Origin of the sequence: Limosilactobacillus sp. (assembly GCF_022482365.1) — a bacterium.
In the GTDB taxonomy this organism is placed as follows: domain Bacteria; phylum Bacillota; class Bacilli; order Lactobacillales; family Lactobacillaceae; genus Limosilactobacillus.
In genome coordinates this window covers 1,811,439-1,834,769 of sequence record NZ_JAKVPE010000001.1, presented here as the reverse complement: position 1 = coordinate 1,834,769, position 23,331 = coordinate 1,811,439, and the positions used below count along the sequence as shown (strand labels likewise).

Here is a 23,331-nt window from a genome sequence, read left to right as displayed (position 1 = left end):
GCGGTGCCACCTAAATTGCAATTGCTTGCCACTCATGCCCAATCGGGCCATCTTTAGTTGTTACCAGTTCGCGCTTTGGGGACCTTTCCACCAGCCGTCCCTCGCTGTTACTCACGCTACTTTTTGATGCCTATATTTTAAGCCCTTTTAACCGTATTGGCAAGACCCGCACCGGCCAAAAGCAAACGCTTGTTCTGGACACACCCGATCAGTTATAATAGTAATAGTTTTTTTCGAAAGGAGTCCGCGCCCAATGGCAACCTACCTGGCAATTGACCTCAAATCCTTCTACGCTTCGGCCGAGTGTGCCGACCTCGGTTTCGACCCGCTCAACGTGAACCTGGTGGTTGCCGACGCCACCCGCACCAGCAAGACGATCTGCCTCGCTGTCTCGCCGGCCCTCAAGCGCTTCGGGTTGCCCGGCCGGCCGCGATTATTCGAGGTCGAGCAGCGGGTGGCCGAGCTCAATCGGGAGCGGGCCAAGCAAGCTCCCGATCACCGACTGGCCCCCTGGGGATCGATCTACCGGGACGATCTCCTGGCCAATCCGACCTTCAAGATCGAATACAAAGTGGTGGCCCCACGGATGGCCTTTTACCTGCAGCGCAGCGCTGAGGTTTACGAGATCTACCTCCGTTACCTCCCGCCAGCCAAGATTCACCCCTATTCAATCGACGAGGTGATGATGGACGTCACCGACTACCTCCAGACCCATCACGTCACCGCCCATGACCTCGCCAAGGAGATCATCCAGGTGATCCAGGCTGAGACCCACATCACGGCCACCGCCGGCATCGGCGACAACCTCTACCTGGCCAAGGTGGCGATGGACATCGTGGCCAAACGGATCCCGGCCGATGAAGACGGTGTCCGGATCGCCGAAATGGACGAACAAAAGTACCGGCATTACCTGTGGGCCCACGAACCGCTCACCGACTTCTGGCGGGTCGGCCGGGGCTATGCCAAAAGATTGGCAAAACTTGGCTTGCACACGATGGGCGACATCGCCCGCTGCTCCCTCGGTAAGTTGTCCGATCCCCAAAACGAGGAGACCCTCTACCAAGAATTTGGCAAGAACGCCGAGCTCCTGATCGACCATGCCTGGGGCTACGAATCCGCCACGATCGACGACATCAAGAATTACCGGTCCAACAACCACGGGATCTATTCCAGCATCGTCCTCCCCCGCCCCTACCGGTTTAACGAGGGCCGCATCGTGGTTTCGGAAATGGTCAACATGCTCTGCCTGCAAATGGTTAAGCGGGATCTGGTCGCCACCGACTTTTCCCTGGCCGTCGACTATGACGTTGAGTCTCTGCACACTGGCAACAACTACCACGGCGCAATCACCAAGGACTTCTACGGCCGGGACGTCCCCCACCCGGAGCACCGGGCCTTTTCCTTTGCGGTGCCGACCGCTTCGACGACCGAACTGACCAAGCACTTCCTGGAGGCCTACGACCAGCACTTTAATCGTCAACTCCTGAGCCGCCGGGTGACGGTGACCGCCAACCACCTGCTCACCCGCCAGAAGGCCCAGGAACAGACCTACGCCGAGCAGCTCGACCTCTTCAGCGACCCGCACCAGGTTGTCAAGGAGGCCCGAGAAAAGCAGGCAATCCGCGACCAAGACTACCGGCTGCAAAAGCTAATCCTCAAGATGCACCAGGACTTCGGAAAGAATTCAATCATTCGCGCGGCCGATCTCAAGGACGGGGCCGTCGCCAAGAAACGCAACAAAGAGATTGGGGGCCACAAGGCATAATGGACAAGAAGCAATGGCAGGCCGAACAAGCCCAGTTTAATGATACTTCCCGCTACAATGACATCGTGGACGCCCCCCGCCACGTCTCACGCGCTCACCTGCCGATGACCGGGCGGGACCGGGCCGGCCAATTCGCGCCCTTTGCGGCCCTGACCGGCTACCACGAGCTGTTGGCCAAGACAGCCGCCCGTTATGCCAACAAGGTTTACCCGACCGAAGAGCAGGTTCAGTCGGTCTTCGACTTTTTCCACTCATGCTCGACCGGCGAGCGGATCAGCCTGACCTACTTCAACGGACAAAGCGGCTACTACGACCAGTACCAGGGCCAGCTAGACCACGTTAATTGGAATAAGCAGGAGGCCTTTTTCAAAGATGGGCACCACATTCCGTTGCTCAACATTCGGGAAGCAGGAAGGGAGGAGCAAAATGGCAACCAAACCGGAAATTCAGGCAGCGATTAAGAATGGCAATGAGGTCGTCGCCGACTTCCAAGAGCACTCAACAGGGCGGCTGAACCTCTGGACGTCAATCGTCGACCTCAGCCAGAACTACGTGATCACTGCCGAGGCCCAGAAGCGGGTTGGCACCGGGATCACCACCGCGATCATCTGCCACCTCCCCTTTGCTCATTTTGATTATGACGACTACGTTCAGGTTTTGATGGGCCTGCAGCAGCACTGGGACGTGCCGGTGCTCTGCCACGCCTTTCCCCGCCAAAAGCTCAACAATTTGCGCCGCAAATACGGCAGCCGGATCATCCGGGATGATATCGTCCGCCGCTATCGTTAAAGAGAAAGCCCTGCTCGATTTTTCTCGAGCAGGGCTTTTAATATGTGCGATGAAATTAGTTTAAGCTTCCTTGACCACGAAGAGGCGGGCACTGAAGTCGGATGGATCCTTCTCCGGCTTGGTCCGGTCCATGATCCGCGGAACAAAGTAGCCGACGTGCATTAATTCGGCTCCCGAGAACTTCTCCTTGCCGCCGTTGACGGTGTAGGTCTTGTCCGGATCGAGGCCTTGGAAGTAGAAGCGGATGTAGGCCGGGTTGGCACCGTTTAAGATCTGGAAACGGGCCGCAACGGCTTCCTTCTTGTCGGCACTGACAACCTGCCAGCCATAAACATTCTGGCTAGCGGTGTCCGGATTCTCCAGCCGGTAGAAGGTCCCCTGCTGGAAGAGGTGCCGGTACTGCTTGTAGAAGGCCACCTGCTTCTTAATCGTTGCCAACTGATCGGCCGGCAGCTTGGTGATGTCGAGCTCGTAGCCGAAGTCGCCGAAGTAGGCCACGGCCGCCCGGGTCTCGATCGAGGTCAACCGGCCCACCTGGTCATTCGGCACGGCGGAAACGTGGGCACCCCACATCGATGGCGTGTAGCCGTAGGAGGTCCCCTCCTGGATCTTGATCCGCTCCACGGCATCGGTGTCGTCACTGCACCAGGCCTGCGGTGCATAGTACATCATCCCCAGGTCGAACCGACCACCACCGGAGGCACAGGATTCAAAGAGCACCTTCGGGAAGGCAGTGGTCAGGCGACTGTAAAGCTGGTAGACGCCCAGAATGTAACGGTGGGCAAATTCCAGCTGGCGGTCCGCACTCAGCTTGCTACCGTACATCTCCGTAATGTTCCGGTTCATGTCCCACTTGATGTAGTCGAGCTTGGTCTGCTTGATGATTGCACTGATGTGGTCCACCAGGTAGTCCACTACTTCCGGCCGGGTCATGTCGAGAACGTACTGGTTCCGTGCCGGCGTGCTCTGCCGACCCGGCGTGGCGATCATCCAGTCGGGGTGCTTTTCGTAGAGCTTGCTGTCGATGGAGATCATTTCCGGCTCAAACCAGAGGCCAAACTTCAGTCCCTGTTCGTGGACCTTCTTGGCAAAGCCACTGATCCCGTTGGTGAACTTCTTTTGATCGACGAACCAGTCGCCGAGGCTGGACCGGTCGTTGTCCCGGTGGCCGAACCAGCCATCATCCAGGACAAACATTTCGATGCCGAGTTCGTGCGCCTTCTTGACGATTGGCATCAGTTTGGCCTCGTTGAAGTCCATGAAGGTGGCCTCCCAGTTGTTAATCAGGATTGGCCGCTCCTCGTGGGCAAAGTGCGGGTTGATCAGGTGGTCGGCGTAAAAGCTGCCGAGCTGCTGACTAAGCTGGTTGAGCCCCTGGTCCGTGTAGGTCATTACGGCTTCCGGCGTCTGGAAGCTATCGCCATCGTCTAAGTGCCAGCCAAACTCGTCCGGGTTGATCCCCACCAGGACCCGGGTGGTGTCGAACTGGTCGACCTCGACTGAATCCAGGAAGTTGCCGGAATAGACGAAGTTGAAGCCGAATGCCGCTCCCTGGTTATTATCGGTGTGGGGACGGGCCAGAATGAAGAACGGGTTCTGCTGGTGGCTGGAGGCGTCCCGCAGGCTACTGATGCTTTGGACGCCGGAACGTAGGTGGGTGCGAATCAGGTGCCGCTCCCGGGCCCAGGTCCCCGAGAACTGCAGCATGTCGTAGTCACTGTCCGGCAGGTCCAGTTGGGCGCTCAGGGCCCGGTTCAAGGTGATTGGTTCACCGTGGTTGGTGAAGGTGGCGCTGCGGACGATCACGTCTTCCTTTTCAAAGACGGTGTAGTGCAGGTCGAGCCGGACGTTAGCAAGCTCGTCCTTGAACCGTACCGTCAGTGTCTGGGCATCGTCGCCCTGGTCATCGAAGGTGGACGGCAGGTCACCGAGACGCTTCTTCCCCTTTGCCAGCTTGTAACCCGCGTAGGCAAACTCACTGATCCGGGAACCGTTTGGGTAGGTAATCTGGTAAGCCGGGTAGCGGTAGTCGCCCTTGCCCAGGCCGGCGTATTCCTGCTTAATCAGTTCCAGTTGGAAATCGCCCTGGTCCACGGTCAGGGTGTTGGTACAGTCGTGTTCCTCACGGCTGGCCAGGTTCTGGTAGTCCTTTTTGACCGGAATCTTTGGGCCGTAGTAGAGTTGCCCGGCCTGACCGTTTTCCAAGATCTTGAAAATGTAGCTGGTCTTGGCCGTCTGGAGATGAAAAAGCTGCTGTTCTTCATTGACATGAATACCCATTTTGAATAACCCCTTTGTCATTTTGTAAGCATTTACATTTTAATTATATTACTGATGAGGCATGACTACTAGTCTACCTGTATCCGCTTACAAGTTTCTTAACTTCATTATATTGAACGAAGCCCGTTTCTTCCATGGCAGTTTGCGCTCGGAACATGCCAGATCGCTAGTTGAACAAATTGACATCTCACGGACAAAGCAATGGTATAATCAGCAAAGCAACAACATTAAGAGTAAACAAATAACCATCAAGGGACTGGAGGTCGACATTTTTATGGATGGTGAATATCGAAGCCTAACGGGCACCAGCTTTGAAAGCAAGATTCTTTTCATCGGCCAGGAGAACTGCCCGCCGAACTACTTCTTTCGTGGCAATAACGTCCGCGACAACTACGTGATCCACTATATTTTGGACGGCCAGGGAACCTTTTCCTCCGCCAACCGGTCGGCCGTTACCCTGAAGAAGGGCGACATTTTCCTGCTCCCCAAGGGCGTTCCCTGCTTTTATCAGGCCGACGGGACGAATCCCTGGAAGTATTTCTGGATCGGCCTGTCCGGCACCAAGATCAAGACAATGCTTGAAGGATCGCAGCTGCTGGACAGGCGCTACCTGCGGCAAGTCCAGGGCAGTCAATTCTATGCCAGCCTCACCCAGCTCTTTGCCGCCCTTAAAAATCAGAGCTCGCTGGCCAACGACATCCTGGTCGAGTCCCTGACCTACCAAATGTTTTACCACCTGGTGACGGAATACCCAGCCAAGGTTGCCAAGTCAAGCGGCAGGGCTGCCGACCGGCTAAAACTGGCAGTTTACTACCTACAAGAAAACTATCATGACAGCAAGTGCAACGTTGAAGGTCTCTGTCACCACCTCGGGCTGTCACGGAGCTACCTCTACACCCTCTTCAAGAAAAACATGAACGTTTCCGCGCAGGGCTACCTCACCCACCTGCGAATGGAAGGGGCGATCCAGCTCCTCAAGGCCACCGACAAAACGGTCCAGGAGATTGCTCGGCAGGTCGGCTACCGCGACGAATTCACCTTTTCCAAGGCCTTCAAACGTTACAGTGGCTTCAGTCCCTCGGCCTTTCGCCAAAACAAAAAGTGAGTGGGAAACAACCGCAAGAGTGGGGCGCGACGCAAAGCTAGCCTATTAGGTATGGCTAACCTAGGACGGGAGTCGGCGCTGAAGGCGTCGGCTTTCGTCCGTAGTTAGACACTAGCCCCACGGTTGTTTTCCACGTTATCTTTCCAATGTTCAAAAACAAATGAGGCTGAGAGAAAATAGTTTTCTCTCAGCCTCTATTTGCTGTTTTTCCTAAGGTTGAATTATTAGGCGTCTGGTTGGTCGAACTTGAATTCTGGGAACCAGATGTGAATTTCCTTGGTGGCACTGGCCGGTTCGTCGGAAGTGTGGACGATGTTCCGCAGGTTGCCATCTGGCCATTCACGACCATAGTCACCACGAATCGTTCCCCATTCGGCTTCAACCGGGTTGGTAGCACCGGCCATGTTGTGGATGGCCTTGATAACGTTAGTCCCGGAGACCACGATTCCCACGATCGGGCCTTCAGTCATGTACTCCAGCAGGTCCGGGAAGAACGGCTTGTCAACCTTGTCGGCGTAGTGTTGACGCAGTAGTTCCTCGGTTGGCTGAATCATCTTCAGGGCTTCGATCTTGTAGCCCTTGCGTTCAATCCGGGTGATGATTTCACCAATGTGACGGGTCTTGACCCCATCTGGCTTTACTAAAACTAATGTGTATTCGTCTCTAACCATAACGAATGTCTCCTTTACAAATCACTAGTTCTAGATTATCATATCCCCCTTGCGAATGAAAGCACTTTCAACGACTTTGTTTAACAATTTTACGTTCAATTACCAGCTCTTGGCGTGCTCGCTCGGTAACGACCGGGCTGACCGGTCCCTGGCTGAGCAGAACCAGGTGGTGCATCGCCCGCGTGGCCATTGTGTAGATCATCCCAACGGCATCGGTGTGGGCCAGGTTGGCGGCCGAGATGTCGCCGGCCACCACGGCATCAAACTCCAGTCCCTTGGCCAGGTAGATCGGCAGGACCAACACCCCGGTCGGCAGGGCGCTGTCCCCCTCGTCCAGCAGGTGCAGGTCACTCACCTTCGCCCGGTGGAGGTTTTGGTAGATCTCCTGAGCCTGCTGCTTGTTCTTGGTCAGCACCGCCACCGTCTCATTGACCTTGCGCAGCTTGGCGACCGCGTTCAGCAGCGCCTCCTGCATGCCGGCATCGTCCGCGGCAATCACCAGCTTCGGGCGGTCACCATGACGGGTAAAGGAAATCACCCGGTCGCTATCCGGCAAGAGGGACTTGGCAAAGTCGGTAATCTCCTTGGTCGATCGGTAGCTTCGCCGCAGGGCAATCAGGTTGGGGCGCTTGGCCGCCAGGACCGTGCTGAGCTCTTCCAGCATCTCCTCCGGCAGCTGCAGTGGCTTAAAGAGTGCCTGCTCACTGTCACCCAGGACCGTAAACTTGGCCCGTGGGAAGGCGTGGCGCAGGTAGATCATCATCGCCAGCGAGTAGTCCTGCATTTCATCGATGAAGACGTACTGGAAGGCCTGATTCTGGCCGCCGCCGGTAATCAAATCCCGCAGGTACATCAGCGGGGCCGCGTGCATTAGCTCTAGGCGATGAAATTCGATCTCGTCGCGGTAGGTCAGGATCATCGTCCGCCAGTCGCGCTGACTGAGCGCCTTGGGCAGGTGCACCTGACTAAGAAAGCGGTCGTACTGGTTGTAAAAGTCGATGAAGTAATTGTTGTAAATAGCATCGGCGATGATCCGCAGTCGCCGCTTGGTGTAGCGGCGGGCAAGGTAGGCAAACTGGGCGTCCTCGTCCTTGAAGTCGTCGACCGTCTTCTTGCCATACAGGCTGTGGAGCTGCTGGACGTCGAGGTCGCTCAGTTCCTTAGCAACCCAATCCTTCTTGGCCTCCTCGCGAACCCGGTGCTGGAGTTCCCGAATCAGCTTATTCTTCAAGTGGACAAGGCGATCGGCCGGGGCCATGGCCGCCGGGGTTGCCTGGTAGAGCCGCTTGATGTGGGCCGCGCTAAAGAAGACTTGGCCGTTAAAACGAAGGTCCGCAAATTGCAGGTCCGCGTCACTCAGGTGGTCAACATAGTCGCGAACCTGGCTCATCACCGCGGTCCCCTCCATAAAATCGGCCAGAGGGTGCTTCAGGGCCGGCTGATTCTGCCGACTCTCGTAGCGATCAAAGAGGCTCTCGACCTTTAAGCCCTCGAAGCGCCGCCGGATAAAGCCGGCCAGGGTTACCTGGCGCATGTTCCGCTCCCCCAGGCTTGGCAGGACCTCTGAGATGTAGTGGCTGAAAAGGTTGTTGGGACTGAAGAGGACGATCTGGTCGGCATTTAGCTCGGCCCGGCTGTGGTAAAGCAAATAGGCAATTCGCTGCAAAATTGCCGAGGTCTTCCCCGATCCGGCCACCCCTTGCACCAGCAGGAGATCGCTCCGGGTGTCCCGAATGATGTCGTTTTGTTCCTTTTGGATCGTGGCGACGATGTTGTGCATGTACTGGTCGTTCTGCTCACCAAGAGCCGCCTGGAGCAGCTCGTCACCGACCGTCTCGTTGGTGTCGAACATGTTGGTGATTTGGCCGTCCTTGATCGTAAATTGGCGCTTCTTGACCAGCTTGGTATGCTGGATCCCCGCCGGCGTCTCGTAACTGACATTGCCAAGGGTCCCGTTGTAGTAAACCCCAGCGATCGGGGCCCGCCAGTCGTAGACCAGGAAGTCCGTCCGGTCAGCGTTCATCAGCGAGGCGGTCCCGATATAGAGCGATTCCGGCCCCTGCTCGCCGGGGTCGACGATATCGATCCGGCCGAAGTAGGGCGAACCCTGGAGATTCTGGAGTGTCTTCAGCTGGTGTTTGAGAATCGTTTCACTCTCGGCCGCCCGAGAAACCAGTTGCCGCTGCTGTTCGATCATTGCCCGCGATTCGGCAATGTCATCGACTTCGTAGCGGTTAATCGAGGCGTTTTCACTGTAGTTGCGTTCCACCGCCCGGGTTTCCTTGTGGGCCGCGGCCACCGCCTGCTTAGTCTCCTCAATCTGACGTTTGATCTCCGTGGTGACCTGGTCGACCCGTGCTTGTTCCTGTTCTTTTTCCGCTCGTTCTCCCATGCTTACCCTCTTTTCTCATAATTGCATTATAGTATTGTAGCATTTTATGGTTGCGGCGTCGCTGATGACAACCTGGAGAAATCCTTCTAATGGCGGAGCGTGTCGAATACTGGGCAGAGCCAATTACTGATATAATAGAGGCACCAGCAAAGTTAGCAAGGAGCAATTGGAACGATGCAAATCAAAGATTCAACACCACTACGCGATCACTTTAAGATGACGGCCGAATTTAACACCCAGAAAAAGGCCTTTATGATTTGGCCGGAGCGACCAGATAATTGGCGCAACGGGGGAAAGCCTGCCCAAAAGGCCTTCGCCGAGCTGGCCAAGTTGATTAGCAATTTCGAACCGGTCACGATGCTGGTCAATGAAGACCAGTACATCAATGCTAAGGATAAACTCGATGGGATCGCCCAGGTTGTCGAAATGAGCAGCGATGACGCATGGGCAAAGGACACCCTTCCCTACTATGTGGACAACAACCAACGGGTCCGAGCCGTCAGTTTTAGCTTCAACGCCTGGGGTGGGCTCCTGGACGGCCTGTTTTTCCCTTGGGACAAGGATGATCAGCTGGCAATCAAGACGGCCGAACTGGAAAAGCTCGATTACTATTCCAGTGACATCGTTCTTGAAGGATGCTCGATCATGACGGACGGCGAAGGAACCATCGTGACTACTGAGGATGTGTTGCTGGCCGAGGATCGCAACGCCAATATGTCGAAGAAATTTATGGAAACGGTCCTCAGGCAATACCTGGGCGCCAAAAAGATCATCTGGCTCAAACACGGCTACTTCCTCGACGAAACTGGCGGCGATATCGATAACATGATCAACTTCGTCCGTCCCGGAGAAATCGTCCTAACCTGGACCAACGACCAAACCGATCCGCTATACGCCGCATGCCACGAAGCGTTCCAGATTCTCAGCACGGCAACGGATGCCAAGGGACGCTCATTTACCATTCATAAATTAGTCGTGCCAGCTACCCAGTGCCTAACCAAAGCCGAATCCGAGGGGATTGACCTTGTTAACGGCCTCATGCCCCGGGCGGTGGGACAGCGGTTAACGGCAACCTACGTCAACTACATTACAATCAATGGCGCAATCATCTTCCCCTTATTTAATGATCCCCAAGATCAAGTGGTGCAAAAGCAACTAGAAAAACTCTTCCCCCAGCGGCAAATTATCGGCTTCCCTGTTCGTGAGATTCTGATCGGCGGTGGTGGACTGCATACAATCGTAAATACCTTGCCAAAATTCTAACGAGGTGATTCTATGAATTTTTTTGACATCGTTGGCCCGCGTCTCAAAGATCTATCTGACAACGAACACAAGCTGTTTGACTTTGTCGTCAAGAACATGGATGAAATAAATGGGAAAAGCATCCGGGAAGTTGCGTCGCTGTGCTACGTTTCCACCGCAACCTTCCTGCGTTTTGTCCGCAAGCTAGGCTTTTCTGGCTTTAGTGAGTTCACCACCGTGATCAAGTTTACACTGATGAACCATCAGGAAGAACAAGAAAATCCCTTTACAGTCCCACAAACAGATTATCGAAACGAATACACCAAAAACATCGAGGAAAGCATCCGGGTATTAAAGGCTGATCAGCTGAAACGGATCGCCGACAAATTGGCCGAGCATCCCCACATCTTTCTCTTTGCCAAGGACACCACCAAGCACCTCACCGAATATATCAAGTATCTTTTTTCGATGTCCGGTTTCAACGTCTCCTTCCCGCCCGACAAGGACTATCGGCGACTGGCCGAGCAGCAGATCACGGATAACTCGCTCGTCTTCATCATGAGTTTCAACGGCGAAAATGCCGAATTCGTTAAACTGATTAATGGCCTGATCCGCCAGGGAATCTCGCCCATGATCGTTTCCATTACCGAAGCGGACAACAACACCATCCAAAATCTCAGCGACGTGAATTTCTATATTTTCACTGACAAAATCACGATCAATGAAACCGATATCGGGTCTCGAATCTCGGTTATCGCCATTATGGAACTGATCCTGTACCAATACATTGAGTCGTACGGTGGCCACGACTTTAACCTCAAAAAGAATTCGCAGCATTGAAAAAGCCAGCGACGAGGAGAATTGAATTTCTCTTCGTCGCTGGCTTTTGTAATGCAAAGTCCTTATGAAGTTAATTTATGCCTTCGGAACCTGCTGGGTGATGCAGTGGATGTTCCCACCACCTAACAAGATTTCACGCGCTGGCACACCAACAATCTTTCGGTCTGGGTAGCAGGCCTGCAGGGTTTCCTTTGCCTTTTCATCGTTTGGGTCACCAAACGTTGGGAAGACAATCCCGCCGTTTGCGGTGTAGTAGTTTACGTATGAAGCGGCAAGCCGGTCGCCTTCTTGACGTGGCAGGGTACCATCAACCGCGTCCACGCCTTCGGACTCTTCCTTCGTGATCAGCACCGGCTTTGGAACGTAGAGCTTGGTAACCTTAATCTTCCGACCCTTGGCATCGGTTGAGTTTTCGAGAATCTCAAGGTTTTCACGAGAAATCTCGTATTGTGGGTCGGACTGGTCATCGGTCCAAGCCAGGACAACGTGACCCGGTTCAACGAAGTTACAGATGTTGTCAACGTGCCCGTTGGTTTCATCGTTGTAAATCCCCTTGTGCAGCCAGATGATCTTATCAAGGTTCAAGTATTCTTTTAAGACTTCACCAATCTGTTCCTTGGACAATTGTGGGTTCCGACCCTCGGAAAGCAGACATTCTTCGGTGGTTACCAGGGTACCTTCGCCGTCGACGTGGATGGAGCCCCCTTCTAGGGTAAAGTCATTCAGGCGGTAGCGATCGACGCCTTCCAGTTCCGCCATCTTGGAGGCTACCCGGTCGTCCTTGTCCCACGGGAAGTAAAGGCCATCAACCAAGCCACCCCAGGCATTGAAGTGCCAATCAACGGCCCGCATGTCGCCCTTGTCGTTCTTGACGAAGGTGGCACCACAGTCACGAACCCAGGAGTCGTCGTTTGAAATTTCGACCACTTCCACATTATCAGGCAGCATTGTCAGAGCGTTTTCGTACTGGTCATCATTAACCCCAACCGTCACATGTTCAAATTGTGAGATGGCCTTGGCGACCTCAACGAAGGTCTTTTGAGCCGGCTTTCCTCCGTTACGCCAGTTGTCAGGACGTTGTGGCCACAGAATGTATACACCTTTGTGTGGTTCAAATTCTCCTGGCATGCGGAAACCATCTTTTTTAGGACTGCTTTTTAAAGTTTTCATGATTAAGATCCTTTCTGTTACTTAATTTTTCCCTTTTGTGCAACACGAACGATAATCTCACCTAAAATCAGGGCAACGATTGTCCCGATTAGGACCGGCATCTTACTGTTAAAGTCAGCCTTACCGGTTGGCAAAATGGTTAAGAGAACACTCAGAATAATCAGGATTTCTGGAATCCAGGTGAAGAGGTTGATCATCACCTTTCCACCAGGGACCTTGAACGGCCGCTCGTGATCTGGGTCAATCTTACGCAGTTTCCAGAATGCTGGGAACATCAAGGCGTAGGAAAGAATCAGGGTCACGACGTTCAGGGAGAAGAAGGCCCAGAAAATGTCCTGGTTTGGAATGAATGGGGCGGCAATGCAGAGAATGGAAGCAATGATGCCATTAACGATTCCGGCACCGATCGGCATCCCGTTCTTGTCTTCCTTGGCAAAAACTGCGGGAAGGTCATGGTTCTTTGCGGCATAGTCGGCCACGTAGTTGATCCCTAACGCCCAGGAGATCATCTCCGAGACCAGGATGAACATAAACATGATCCCGACCATGACGATAAACCAGTTCATCTTGCCCATCAGAAGGAGGAAACTGTCAAGCAGGCCGCTGGAGGCAGAGAGCTTCGACGTTGGAATTGCAACGCCGACCGCAAACGCTGCTAACAGGTAGAAGATTGCAATTAGGATCCCACCATAAATGGTGGCCTTCGGGATCTGGTGCTTTGGATCATCCATGTTGTCAGCCATGGTAGCAACAACTTCAAAGCCCAGGAAGTTAAAGATGATCACTGACAGGTTGCTCAGGCTACTCAGATTAGCCTTTGGCAACAAGTTAGTACCGCTGTAATCATTTGCGACCCCTTTGGTAACTGCAACGTAAATTCCCAGGCCAGCCAGGGAGAGAATAATAATGATCTTGAAAATGGCAGAAACGTTGGTCAGCCATTTACTTTCGGATACCGGCTTATTACCGATCAAGGTGACGGCCCAGACAAAGATAAGCTGGATAATCATCGTCACCCAGATTCCCATGTGGATTTGGAAAGCTTGGTCGGCAATTTGCGTAAACAGTACGGCTAGACTCGCCATCCAGAGTGGATAGTTAATCCAGTAGAGGTAGGCTAAGCGGCCACCCCAGCGGTCGCCGAATGCTTGTTTAACCCAGTCATAGATGCCCCCTTCACCGGTATAGGCGGTCCCCAATTCTGAGGAAACCAATCCATACGGCAGAAAGAAGAAGATCAGGAGAAAGATCCACCAGAAGAACTGTGATGGACCAATGGCGGCTGCGGGTGCGACTGACTCGACCGTCATAATAACAACTACGGACATCAAGACGGCGTCAAACAAACGGAATTGTTTCTTTGGTTTTGCATCCATTTGTATCACCCATCCATTTCAATTTAACTCGTGCAGACTATTACTTGTTTAATTCTTCGTTAGTACGGTATGGTTCGTGTGCCAACATGTGGTCCAATTCACCTTGGTACTTATCGGCTAAGGCCTTAGTAGCGATCTTCATGTTAGGATTCAGCAGGTAGGTAAAGATTGCCCGCATGGCCGTCTTCCGGTTTTCTGCTTCGTCCCAAACGATGGAGTGCTCACCATCAAGAACGGAATCGGTGATTTCCTCACCCCGGCTAGCTGGCAGGCAGTGCATTACCTTCACGTCCGGGTTGTTGGTCTTGGCAAGCAGCTCGTCGTTGACCTGGTACTTTGGGTAGAAGATCTTCATGTATTCGTCCTTCTGCAGTTCCTTGTCGTACAGGCCGTACCAAACATCGGTGTAAACGAAGTCGGCATCCTCCAGAACGCTTTCGTCTTCGGAAAGGGTGATGGTTGCTCCCGTCTCCTTGGCAATTTTCTGTGCCCGCTTCAGGTCGTCGGCTGGAATTTGGTGATCCTTTGGGCCAAACTGGGCGAAGTCCATCCCCATCTGAACGGCGAAGTAGAGGGTGGATACACAAACCTGGGTAGCATCACCAACAAAGACGATCTTCAAGTCTTCAACCTGCTTGCCCGCTGGCATGTGTTCCTCAATGGTGGTCAGGTCACCCAGGGCTTGGGTTGGGTGGCTTTGGTCACTCATGAAGTTGACAACCGGCACCTTGGAATACTTACCAAGGTCGGTAATCTCGGAGTGACGGTTTACCCGGGCGCCGATGATGTCGAGCAGACGGCCCAGAACGTGACCGGTGTCATCCAAGGTTTCATGGCCACCCTCACCGAGTTGGATTTGACCTGGTGCCAGGTACAAAGCGTGGCCACCCAGTTCAGTCATTGCGGCCTCAGCTGAGTTCCGAGTCCGCGTGGAGGTCTGTTCAAAGATCATCCCCAGCGACTTGTTCTTGAGCAGCGGCGGGTAGTAGCCATCCTTGATTGCTGCCTTGATCTTCAGGCCAAGGTCAACCATGAATTGCAGCTCTTCCTTACTGTATGTATAAGTATCAATAAAATCACGCTTTGGCATGTGAAACAACTCCTTAATTTTGATTTGTTATTCTCTTGACGGTTTTATAATACCGTACCCCGCCAAAATAAGGAACCGTTTTCAACGCCGTTGCCACGAGGTTTAAGAGCTGTAAACACGTTTCATTTGATGAAACATGTTTCACCAAGTCTCGTCTGAAATGGCAGACTGGTTTTTCACAATCTAAAGGCGTCGAAATGTTGTTTCTGATAATTACTCATTTTTTACGTCTATTTATAAGTGAGGGAGTTTTGCTCCCATCTCAAAGTTAGGAAGGTGTCCTGATGTCTTTAACAACCGACAAGCAATTAATCGCCAAGCGCTGGGAAGCGGCAAGTCTGACCGACGATTTTGTTTTCAGCAAGGCCCTGCTGGACCCACAGATCAGTCTGCAGATCATCAAACGCGTCTTTCCCGCCCGACGAATCAACAATATCCAGTTGCTGAACCCGCAACAGGAAATGGGAGCCACTTACGATGCCAAGAGTGTCCGCTTTGACATTTACGCAATCGACGACCACGGCAGCCGCTATGACCTGGAGATGCAGCAGCTCGACCGCCACAATCTCCCCTATCGCAACCGCTACTACCAATCGACACTCGCCAATGACTGTTACCTCAAGGGCGAGGATTATAATCAGGCGGACAACGCCAACGTCGTTTTCTTCTGTTGCTTTGACCCATTTGGGATTGGGGCACAGCGATACGACTCACCGCGTTCACTGGTCAATTTTCCGACCTATCCCTATCGTGACGGCGAATCAACCACTTATTTCGACATTAATAGTCTGCAGCACACGGTCGGCCCGGGGCTCCAAAACCTCTTCGACCTAATGGCGGGCCGATCAGTTGATGAAAGCGACGCACTTATCATACAATTAAGGCAACGAATTCAGTTTGTAAAACAAAATCGGAAATGGAGGGCGGACTACATGCTTAAATCACTCTACGAAATGGACCTGGAACACGACCGGGCAGTTGCAGTTAAGGAGGGCCGTGAGCAGGGAATCAAACAAGGAATTGAACAGGGAATTGAGCAAGGACAGCAAAGCCAGCAGCTGATCATGGTCAAAAACCTGATCAAAAATGGCCAAACCCAAGAACAGGTCATCACCTTCCTAACGCAGCTACAGGGGATGTCACCGCATGCGGCCAAGGACCTCTACCAGGCCGCCAAACATTCATAAGAACGTAAAAAGGCAGCGACCACAATCGACTCGCTGCCTTTTTCTTATTCTTCATGGGCCACCTTCAGGGCGTGCTTAAGCATAAACGGCGCGATCACCGTTGCCAAGATGATGACCGTGATCACGTCGGAGTAATACATCTCCGACATCAGATGGGCCTCGTAACCAATCTGGGCGGTGATCAGGGCCATCTCCCCCCGGGCCACCATCCCGCTGCCGACGACGTAGGAACTTGGCATGCTGAAGCTGGAAAGCTTGGCTCCGGCCCCGCAGCCCAGCAGCTTCGTCAGGCAGGCCAGCAGCGTCATCACGATCACGAAGACCAGTGAACGCTGGATGTGATCAAAGCGCATGTTTAAGCCGACACTGACGAAGAAGAGCGGAATGAAAAGCGCGTAGCCGATCGGGATGAAGCTCCGGTCAACCGTCTCTTTACGGTGGGTGTTAGCGACCGCGATCCCGGCAAAGAAGGAACCCACGGCCCCGCTCAGTCCCACGTAATCTGCCAGGGCGGCCATTCCTAGACAGATAATCATTGCCATCACGGACGGTGCCGCCACCGTCAGCAGGTGCTCACTCAGGTGCATCAGGTACGGTGCCAGCCAGCGGACAACCAGGTAGGTGCCCCCGAAGAAGAGCACCTGCAAAAGGAGGGCCATCCCCAACGGCATGCTGGTGTGGCCACCCTTGCTGCCGTTGATCATGCTGATCATGATGCTCAGCATGATGACGCCGATGATGTCATCGGCCACGGCGGCCCCGAGGATGGTCGCCCCCTCGCGACTATCCAGGCGTTTGAACTCCCGCAGGACCGCCACGGAGATGCTGACCGAGGTGGCCGAGAAGATCACCCCAATGAAGAGGGCCTCCAGCTTGGTGAAGCCAAAGAGGTAGCTGGTGCCACCCATCACCAGCACCGGCACGATGACCCCGATCACGGCAACGATCACGGCCGGCCGCAGGTATTTTTTCAAAAGCGACAGGTCACTCTCGAGTCCGGCGATGAACATTAGGATGACGACCCCAATCTCCTGAAACTCGTTCATCATGCTGTCTAAGTGGACCCAATTCAGCAGCGCCGGGCCCACGATAATTCCCACCAGGATCTGACCGATCACCTCGGGGATTTCGACCCGGCGGCAAAAGTTGGCCACGATTTGGGTTGCCAGCAACAGTCCGGCGAGCTCCGCAATAAACTCCATGAAATTCCTCCAATATTTGGTTCGCGTACACAAAAAACTAAGATTGTCCTAATTTTACCATAGCTAGGGCCCGGGCTAAAATGCTATGATCAAGGCGTAACTTTGTTTTAAGGAGGCCTGGTTTTGGCTACTAACCAGCACAGCATCAAACGATCCCGCGACGTTTTGAGAACCGCACCCGTCACCTCATTCTTCAGTGAGGTTGTCAGTGGCATCGTGGTCGGGGCAATCACTGGCCTGATCGTCAGTGTCTTTCGGTGGATCATCGACCACGCAATGAAGGCCCTGATGGTCATCTATCCTCAGATGGCCCAGCATCCCCTCTACCTGATCCCATACGTCATCCTTACGCTGGGGATCGTTTGGCTGCTCAACAACGTCATGCAGGCGGAGCCAATTGATCTGGTCGGTTCCGGGGTTCCCCAGATTCAGGAGATCCTCCACGGACAGCACCGGATGAATGCCCAGGACGTTCTGTGGCGACGCTTCGTTGGTGGCCTCCTGGCAATCTGTCCCGGGCTCTTCCTCGGTCGCGAGGGTCCCTGCATTCAGATGGGCGCCTGTGTCGGCCAAATTCTCGGTGAGCGCTTCCGGCTGAGTGCTCAACAGAAGCGCTTTTTGATGGAGAGCGGCATCGCGGCCGGCTTATCGGCGGCCTTCTCTGCACCCCTGGCCGGCGTGATCTTCCTGGTGGAGGAAATCACCTTTAAGTTTCAGCCGCGTAAGTGCATGGCCGCCCTCGCCGCGGCCATCAGCGCCGACCTAGTGACGGTGGCTTTCTTCGGCGTCCACCCTTGCCTCTACCTGCCGCTGCAAGCCGACTTGCCAGCGTCTGCTTACAGCTGGCTGATCCTGGTCGGAGTCGTCATCGGGGTGCTGGCGTTTGGCTACCAGTACACCCTGCTCAACCTGCACTGGTGGTTTAGCAAGCTGCCCCTGCCCCAGAAATACCACAAGGCGATCCCGCTCCTGCTGGTCATCCCGATCGGCCTGTGGAATGCCCGGGTACTCGGCGGCAGTCACGGCTTCATCCTCTACCTCACCAAGCTGCCCGCCAGCGTTCCCCTGAGCAGCCTGCTCATTATCTTTCTTGTCTTCCTCGCACTGCGCTTTGTTTTCTCAATGATTAGCTACGGGTCCACCGTACCGGGCGGGATCTTCATGCCCCTGCTGGTTCTCGGTGCCTTGATCGGTGGAATCATCGGCATCGTCATGATCAACCATCACCTGATTCCGGCCACCTGCTTTTTGAACCTGATCGTCATCACGATGGCCGCCTACTTCGGCGCGGTTGAGGGGACCCCCTTCACCGCCCTGACGCTTTTAACGGAGATGGTGGGCTCGGTCGAACAAATCCTGCCGATGGTCCTGCTCACCTTCATCGCCTACCTGACCTGCAACGTGCTGGGCGGACGGCCAATCCATGCGGCCCTGCGTGAGGAAATGGTCTTTGAAGGGGCTTAGTTTAGGACTATAATGAAATTAACTGATAATTCACTAGGGGTGCCTTTTTGGCTGAGATTATACCCTTGAACCTGAACAGGATAATTCCTGCGCGAGGAAACGTGTCTGAAATAGATCTAAAGGCTCCCTTTGTTTTATCACGAAAACGAAAGGAGCCCTTTTATATGGTTAAATTTTCAGAACAGGTCCACCACGACACTAAGGAGCTGTGGCAAAAAAGCTTCGACCATCCCTTCATCAGGGAAATGGTCACCGGTGAGCTGCCAGAAGACAAGTTTAAGTTCTACGTAATCCAGGACTACCACTATCTCAAGGTCTTCGATCAGCTGCACCTGAAGCTCGCCCAGCTCTTGCCTGGCCCCCAACGCCAGGTCGTCAAGGACTACGTGCAGAATCTGACCGTCGACGAGCTCGAGGCCCGCAACCACACCTTCCAAAAGCTCGGCATCAGTCAGGACGAGTGGGCGCAGACCCCGCTGGCCCCGGCAAACTATAACTACCTCAACCACATGCGCCATAGCCTGGCAACCTCGCCCGCCGTGGGCCTGGCCTCGTTTCTCCCCTGCCCCTGGCTGTACGTCGAGCTGGCGACCCATTGGCAGCACGCCACCAGCCCGGTTGAAGTCTACGATGACTTTTTCCAAACCTATGAGGAGGCGGCCCATGACAAGAGTACGGTCCCGATGATTGAGCTGATGGACCAGCTGGCCGCCCAGGCTGACCCGGCAGAGAAAACAGCGATGGCGCAGGCATTTGTCCGCAGTTCGTACTATGAGCTGCAATTTTGGCAAATGGCCTACGCCAATCAACAGTGGAAATAGTTAAAAGCCGTCTGGCAGAGTTGAACTGCCGTGTCACCCTTACCATGGATGTGCTCTACCTATCTGAGCTAAGACGGCGTTTAAAGTATAACCGAAAGGCGCCATCCAAGGCAAATTGCAAAAATAGCACCCGATAAATCTGCAGGTTTATCGGGTGCTATTTGCTTAATTTCTCTCTTACCAACCTAACTCGTCGGCGTTCTGCGGCAGCGACAGCTTCCCCGCTGCCAGCTCGCTGAAGGCCTGGTCGATCATGGCAAAGGCCTGGTCCAACTGCTCTTCGGTGATGACCAATGGTGGCTGGAAGCGCAGGATGTTGCCCCGCAGGCTAATGATAATGGCACCGAGCTCAAAGATTCGGTACATCAGCTTGGTGGTGGCCTCTACGTCACCCTTGCCGGTAGCTGGATCAACGATGTCAATTCCGCCGTCAAGGCCGTACATCCGCACGCCCCCGATGAAGTCAAACTTGGCCTTCTCCTGGTTGAAGAAGTCCGCGGCCTTCTTGCCCAACCGGGTTGAACGTTCCAGCAGGTGCTCGTCTTGGATAACGTCCAAAGTGGCGTTGGCGGCCGCTGTCGTGACCGGGTTCCCGGCCGTCGTGTAGACGTTGGCGGCGGATCCGAGGGACTCCATGATTTCCTTGCGGCCGATAATTGCGCTGAGCGGCATCCCGGAAGCCAGGGACTTGCCGACGGACATCAAGTCTGGTTCGATCCCCGAGAAGTTCTGGATGGACCACCATTTTCCGGTCCGCCCCATTCCCTGGTTAACCTCGTCGATGGCGAAGAGGATGCCGTGCTCCTTGGCGAAATCATAGATTTTCTGCATGTATGCCGGTGGCGTCTTGACGATCCCGCCGTCGCCCTGGATCGGCTCGATGATGATCGCCGCCGTTTCCTCGGCCGGCAGATAGGTTTCAAACGGCTGCTTGAAGGCCTTAAACATCCGGTCGACGAACTGGTCCTCGGTTTCGTCCGGTAACCGGTCCCACGGCGACGGGAACGGCACCTTGACCACGTCCGGCAAGAGCGGTGACATCTTGCGACTCATGTTTAAGGTGACGGACGAAAGGGTCATGGAACCATAGGTGGAGCCGTGGTAGGCCCCAGTGAAGGAGACCATGTACGGCCGCCCAGTGTAGGCCCGGGCAAATTTGATGATGGCGTCGTTGGCGTCGGAGCCCGAGTTTCCCCAGGCGATTTCAACCGGGCCAGACATTGGTGCCAATTCTGCTAAACGTGGTGCCAGCCGGGCTGCCTGAGAGTTGGCAAAGTAGGCCGGCGTGTACTGGATAATCTTGGCCGCCTGGTCGGCAATCGCCTTGACAATCCGTGGGTGGGCGTGACCGGTGTTGGTCGAACTGGCGCTGGCCAAGAGATCAATGTAGTCGTTGCCCTCAACATCGGTGATGATCGCCCCGTGCCCGTGGTCGATCACGATGTCGTAGTATTTAATCCGTGCGGCACTGGAAAAGGCCGCCTGCTCTTTTCTTAAGATTTCGCGATTACTTGGTTTGTCCATCCTCATTCGCTTCCTTTTTACTTAAGTAGGAGTGCTTCATACCGTATGCAAAGTAAATTACCAGACCGACTAAGAACCAGATCCCGGCGTAGAGCTTGGCCTCGTAATCCAATCCGAGGAAGACGAATAAGGAAGCCAAGAAGCCTAAGGCAGGCAGAACCGGGTAGAACGGCACCTTAAAGGCCGGGTCCGGAATGTCCTTACCTTCACGCTTCCGCAGGGCGTAAATACCGAGGGAAACAAACATGAAGGCGATCAGGGTCCCGGCAGAAATCAGCTGGGACAGGAAGGAGAATGGGAAGAAGGCCCCGATGAGGATCCCCCCAAGCGTCAGGGTCCACAGTGCGCGGTTTGGCCGCTGGTTCTTGTCCAGGCCACCGAGCCACTTCGGCAGCATCCCGTCACGACCGAAGGAGTAGATCAGCCGGGAACCGGCCATGCTCATCCCGATCAAAGCGGTAAACATCCCCACGACGGCGATGCTCTGAACGACGGTTGCCACGCCACCGTGACCGGCTGCCCGCAGTGCCAGGCCGACTGGTTCGGCGCTGTTGGCGTACTTTTGGTATGGCAGCATGCCGACGAGGACGAGGCTAACGGCGACGAAGAGAACCACGGCGATGGCCAGAGAACCCAGGATTCCCCGTGGCATCGTCTTTTGCGGGTTGATCGCTTCGGCTGAGTTGGCAGCGATGGAGTCAAAACCGATGTATGATAAGAAAATCATTGAGACACCGGCGTAGATCCCCTGCCAGCCACCAAAGGCCCCGTTAGCTGTTTGACGGTATTTTGGAATAAACGGCACGTAGTTAGCGGCGTGCAGGGCGAAAAGGCCGACCACGATGAAGAGCAGGACGGCGAAGACCTTCAAGACCACCAGGATGTTTTCCACCCGGGCCGCCCGGGACACCCCGAAGGAAATCAGGAGGGCGACCGCGGCAATGACGACCACGGAGATCAGGTCAACTACCCCGCCGTCGGTCCCAAAGGCGTTGGAAAGTGAAGCCGGCAGCTTCCAGCCGAGCGGGGCGATCAATGCCCGAAAGTTGGCCGAGAGCCCGGAGCCAACGAAGGCCAGGGCGATAAAGTACTCGGCCAAGAGGGCCCAGCCGGCCACCCAACCGAAGAATTCACCAAAGACAACGTTAATCCAGGAATAAGCCGAACCAGCAAAGGGCATTGCCGCCGCCATCTCGGCGTAGGCAAAGGCCACCAGACCGGCAACAATGGCCGCGACCAGGAACGAAATTGAAACCGCTGGTCCGGTATGCATTGCCGCAACTTCACCGGGAAGAGTGAAAATTGAGGTCGACACAATGGTTCCGACACCCAGTGCTAGAAAGTCACGCACCCGCAGTGATCGGACCAAGTGGCCGTCTTTGTTTGCATAAACACGCGGATCTTCTTTACGCGTGATCGTTTTCCAAAAACTCATAACTCTTCCTCCTTTATTAGATATTTATTAGAATCATAAGAAAAACTTTAATTTATTCTACCAAGCAGTCCTGCCAAGGTCAAACGTTAATTTAATTAATTTGGCGGCCCTAGTTTGTTCAAACATCAACAATAAGCGTTTTCATTTCTTAGCTTGCGGCATTTGTCATTTGTCGGTGGATCTGAGATTAAAATTAAAATTCTTTAATTTTACAATTTGTGCAGCTTGACTTCCATCCCGCAAGTCGCGAAAATCAAGCTAACAGACCGATTACAGAAAGAAGTGCTCACTCATGCTTACCGATCAAGAAATCCGCCAGGCCATCCAAACCATGCGCCGGGCCTTTCCGGATGCCGGCACCACCTTAAAGGCCGACACCACCTTCCATTTTCTGCTCGCCACCATCCTCAGCGCCCAGGCCACCGACAAGTCCGTCAACCTCACCACCCCGGCACTCTTCCAGCGCTTCCCGGAGCCCAAAGACCTGGCCGCGGTTGAACCCGAGGCGGTGGAGCCCTACATCAAGCAGCTCGGTCTCTACCGCAACAAGGCCAAGTACCTCGTCAACTGCTCCCGAGCGATCCTCACCGATTTTAACGGCCAGGTTCCGAAGACACGCAAGGAACTGATGACCCTGCCCGGCGTCGGGCGCAAGGTCGCCGACGTGGTCCTGGCCGAATGCTTCAACATCCCCGCCTTCCCGGTCGACACCCACGTCAGCCGGGTCTCCCGCCGTCTGGCAATGGTCGCCCCTAAGGCCACCCTGTTGCAGATTGAGAAACGCCTGATGGCCGCCATCCCAGAAGACAAATGGCTGGACGCCCACCACAGCATGATTTTCTGGGGCCGTTACCAGTGCACGGCCCGCAATCCCAAGTGCGACCACTGCCCCCTGCTGGCAATGTGCAAGTACGGCCAAGACAATGTAATGTAGGCAATTGCATTTTGATTCCGGATCCCTTAGAATATTCACAATAA

Annotated in this window: 19 protein-coding genes, 1 tRNA gene and 1 riboswitch; of the genes, 10 read left to right on the top strand and 10 right to left on the bottom strand. The window is 54.4% G+C overall.

Going from position 1 to position 23,331, the window contains the following annotated elements; genetic code table 11:
- The first annotated feature begins 253 nt into the window (after positions 1 to 253).
- From LKE23_RS08600 to LKE23_RS08590, 3 genes are read left to right on the top strand one after another with little or no spacing between them, the layout of a single operon-like run.
- Entirely contained in the window at positions 254 to 1,765 is a 1,512-nt protein-coding gene (locus tag LKE23_RS08600) for a Y-family DNA polymerase (RefSeq protein ID WP_291976932.1), read from the top strand.
- The gene (locus tag LKE23_RS08595; RefSeq protein ID WP_291976931.1) at positions 1,765 to 2,226 is read left to right on the top strand and encodes a hypothetical protein; all 462 of its coding nucleotides are present in this window, start codon (positions 1,765 to 1,767) and stop codon (positions 2,224 to 2,226) included. Before LKE23_RS08600 ends, LKE23_RS08595 begins: the two co-directional genes overlap by 1 nt.
- Positions 2,192 to 2,554 (top strand): transposase, encoded by a 363-nt coding sequence (locus LKE23_RS08590; RefSeq protein WP_291976930.1) that lies wholly within the window; start codon positions 2,192 to 2,194, stop codon positions 2,552 to 2,554. Before LKE23_RS08595 ends, LKE23_RS08590 begins: the two co-directional genes overlap by 35 nt.
- 60 nt (positions 2,555 to 2,614) lie before the next feature.
- On the opposite strand, the gene LKE23_RS08585 is transcribed toward LKE23_RS08590, so the two are convergent.
- The gene (locus LKE23_RS08585) at positions 2,615 to 4,834 is read right to left on the bottom strand and encodes an alpha-galactosidase (protein WP_291976929.1); all 2,220 of its coding nucleotides are present in this window, start codon (positions 4,832 to 4,834) and stop codon (positions 2,615 to 2,617) included.
- A 274-nt stretch (positions 4,835 to 5,108) separates the two neighbouring features.
- Here LKE23_RS08585 and LKE23_RS08580 point away from each other — a divergent pair, with 274 nt between their 5' ends.
- Complete coding sequence (locus LKE23_RS08580; RefSeq protein ID WP_291976928.1) at positions 5,109 to 5,939, top strand: AraC family transcriptional regulator; 831 nt, start codon at positions 5,109 to 5,111, stop codon at positions 5,937 to 5,939.
- Between the two features lie 224 nt (positions 5,940 to 6,163).
- On the opposite strand, the gene ndk is transcribed toward LKE23_RS08580, so the two are convergent.
- Together ndk and helD are read right to left on the bottom strand one after the other, a co-directional pair.
- Positions 6,164 to 6,610: a nucleoside-diphosphate kinase gene (ndk, locus tag LKE23_RS08575; RefSeq protein WP_291976927.1), complete on the bottom strand. Its 447-nt coding sequence runs from the start codon at positions 6,608 to 6,610 to the stop codon at positions 6,164 to 6,166.
- Positions 6,611 to 6,677: 67 nt separating this feature from the next.
- On the bottom strand, positions 6,678 to 9,002 hold the full coding sequence (gene helD, locus LKE23_RS08570) for an RNA polymerase recycling motor HelD (RefSeq protein ID WP_291976926.1): 2,325 nt from the start codon (positions 9,000 to 9,002) through the stop codon (positions 6,678 to 6,680).
- Between the two features lie 174 nt (positions 9,003 to 9,176).
- On the opposite strand from helD, the gene aguA (LKE23_RS08565) reads away from it, so the two are divergent.
- Both aguA (LKE23_RS08565) and LKE23_RS08560 read left to right on the top strand, forming a co-directional pair.
- On the top strand, positions 9,177 to 10,265 hold the full coding sequence (aguA, locus tag LKE23_RS08565) for an agmatine deiminase (RefSeq protein WP_291976924.1): 1,089 nt from the start codon (positions 9,177 to 9,179) through the stop codon (positions 10,263 to 10,265).
- Between the two features lie 12 nt (positions 10,266 to 10,277).
- Entirely contained in the window at positions 10,278 to 11,084 is an 807-nt protein-coding gene (locus LKE23_RS08560) for a MurR/RpiR family transcriptional regulator (RefSeq protein WP_291976923.1), read from the top strand.
- 75 nt (positions 11,085 to 11,159) lie between these two features.
- Here the strand turns inward: LKE23_RS08560 and aguA (LKE23_RS08555) are convergent, their stop codons facing one another.
- The 3 genes from aguA (LKE23_RS08555) to argF are packed head-to-tail and all read right to left on the bottom strand — an operon-like array spanning position 11,160 to position 14,720.
- Positions 11,160 to 12,254, bottom strand: coding sequence for an agmatine deiminase (gene aguA / locus LKE23_RS08555; RefSeq protein ID WP_291976922.1), 1,095 nt, complete (start codon positions 12,252 to 12,254; stop codon positions 11,160 to 11,162).
- Between the two features lie 17 nt (positions 12,255 to 12,271).
- Entirely contained in the window at positions 12,272 to 13,630 is a 1,359-nt protein-coding gene (locus LKE23_RS08550; RefSeq protein ID WP_291976921.1) for an APC family permease, read from the bottom strand.
- Between the two features lie 40 nt (positions 13,631 to 13,670).
- Positions 13,671 to 14,720, bottom strand: a complete 1,050-nt coding sequence (argF, locus tag LKE23_RS08545; RefSeq protein WP_291976920.1) for an ornithine carbamoyltransferase — start codon at positions 14,718 to 14,720, stop codon at positions 13,671 to 13,673.
- A gap of 284 nt (positions 14,721 to 15,004) precedes the next feature.
- Here argF and LKE23_RS08540 point away from each other — a divergent pair, with 284 nt between their 5' ends.
- Positions 15,005 to 15,907 carry an Rpn family recombination-promoting nuclease/putative transposase gene (locus LKE23_RS08540; RefSeq protein WP_291976919.1) on the top strand — a complete coding sequence of 301 codons (903 nt, stop codon included), beginning with the start codon at positions 15,005 to 15,007 and terminating at the stop codon, positions 15,905 to 15,907.
- Positions 15,908 to 15,951: 44 nt separating this feature from the next.
- On the opposite strand, the gene LKE23_RS08535 is transcribed toward LKE23_RS08540, so the two are convergent.
- Positions 15,952 to 17,109: a cation:proton antiporter gene (locus LKE23_RS08535; RefSeq protein WP_291976918.1), complete on the bottom strand. Its 1,158-nt coding sequence runs from the start codon at positions 17,107 to 17,109 to the stop codon at positions 15,952 to 15,954.
- 123 nt (positions 17,110 to 17,232) lie between these two features.
- On the opposite strand from LKE23_RS08535, the gene LKE23_RS08530 reads away from it, so the two are divergent.
- Both LKE23_RS08530 and tenA read left to right on the top strand, forming a co-directional pair.
- A complete protein-coding gene (locus LKE23_RS08530; RefSeq protein ID WP_291976917.1) occupies positions 17,233 to 18,573 on the top strand; it encodes a ClC family H(+)/Cl(-) exchange transporter in 1,341 nt (446 codons plus the stop codon).
- Between the two features lie 25 nt (positions 18,574 to 18,598).
- A riboswitch (TPP riboswitch) is annotated at positions 18,599 to 18,690 on the top strand.
- A gap of 47 nt (positions 18,691 to 18,737) precedes the next feature.
- The gene (gene tenA / locus LKE23_RS08525; protein ID WP_291976916.1) at positions 18,738 to 19,394 is read left to right on the top strand and encodes a thiaminase II; all 657 of its coding nucleotides are present in this window, start codon (positions 18,738 to 18,740) and stop codon (positions 19,392 to 19,394) included.
- Positions 19,395 to 19,399: 5 nt separating this feature from the next.
- Here tenA and LKE23_RS08520 read toward each other — a convergent pair.
- The 3 genes from LKE23_RS08520 to LKE23_RS08510 all read right to left on the bottom strand — a co-directional run bounded on the left by LKE23_RS08520 (position 19,400) and on the right by LKE23_RS08510 (position 22,353).
- Positions 19,400 to 19,472, bottom strand: a tRNA-Thr gene (locus LKE23_RS08520).
- Between the two features lie 99 nt (positions 19,473 to 19,571).
- Positions 19,572 to 20,918 carry an aspartate aminotransferase family protein gene (locus tag LKE23_RS08515; RefSeq protein WP_291976915.1) on the bottom strand — a complete coding sequence of 449 codons (1,347 nt, stop codon included), beginning with the start codon at positions 20,916 to 20,918 and terminating at the stop codon, positions 19,572 to 19,574.
- A complete protein-coding gene (locus tag LKE23_RS08510; protein WP_291976914.1) occupies positions 20,902 to 22,353 on the bottom strand; it encodes an APC family permease in 1,452 nt (483 codons plus the stop codon). The genes LKE23_RS08515 and LKE23_RS08510 overlap by 17 nt, the downstream gene beginning before the upstream one ends.
- Positions 22,354 to 22,645: 292 nt before the next feature.
- Between LKE23_RS08510 and nth the strand changes: the two genes are divergently transcribed.
- Positions 22,646 to 23,287, top strand: a complete 642-nt coding sequence (gene nth / locus LKE23_RS08505) for an endonuclease III (RefSeq protein WP_291976913.1) — start codon at positions 22,646 to 22,648, stop codon at positions 23,285 to 23,287.
- Positions 23,288 to 23,331 lie beyond the last annotated feature (44 nt).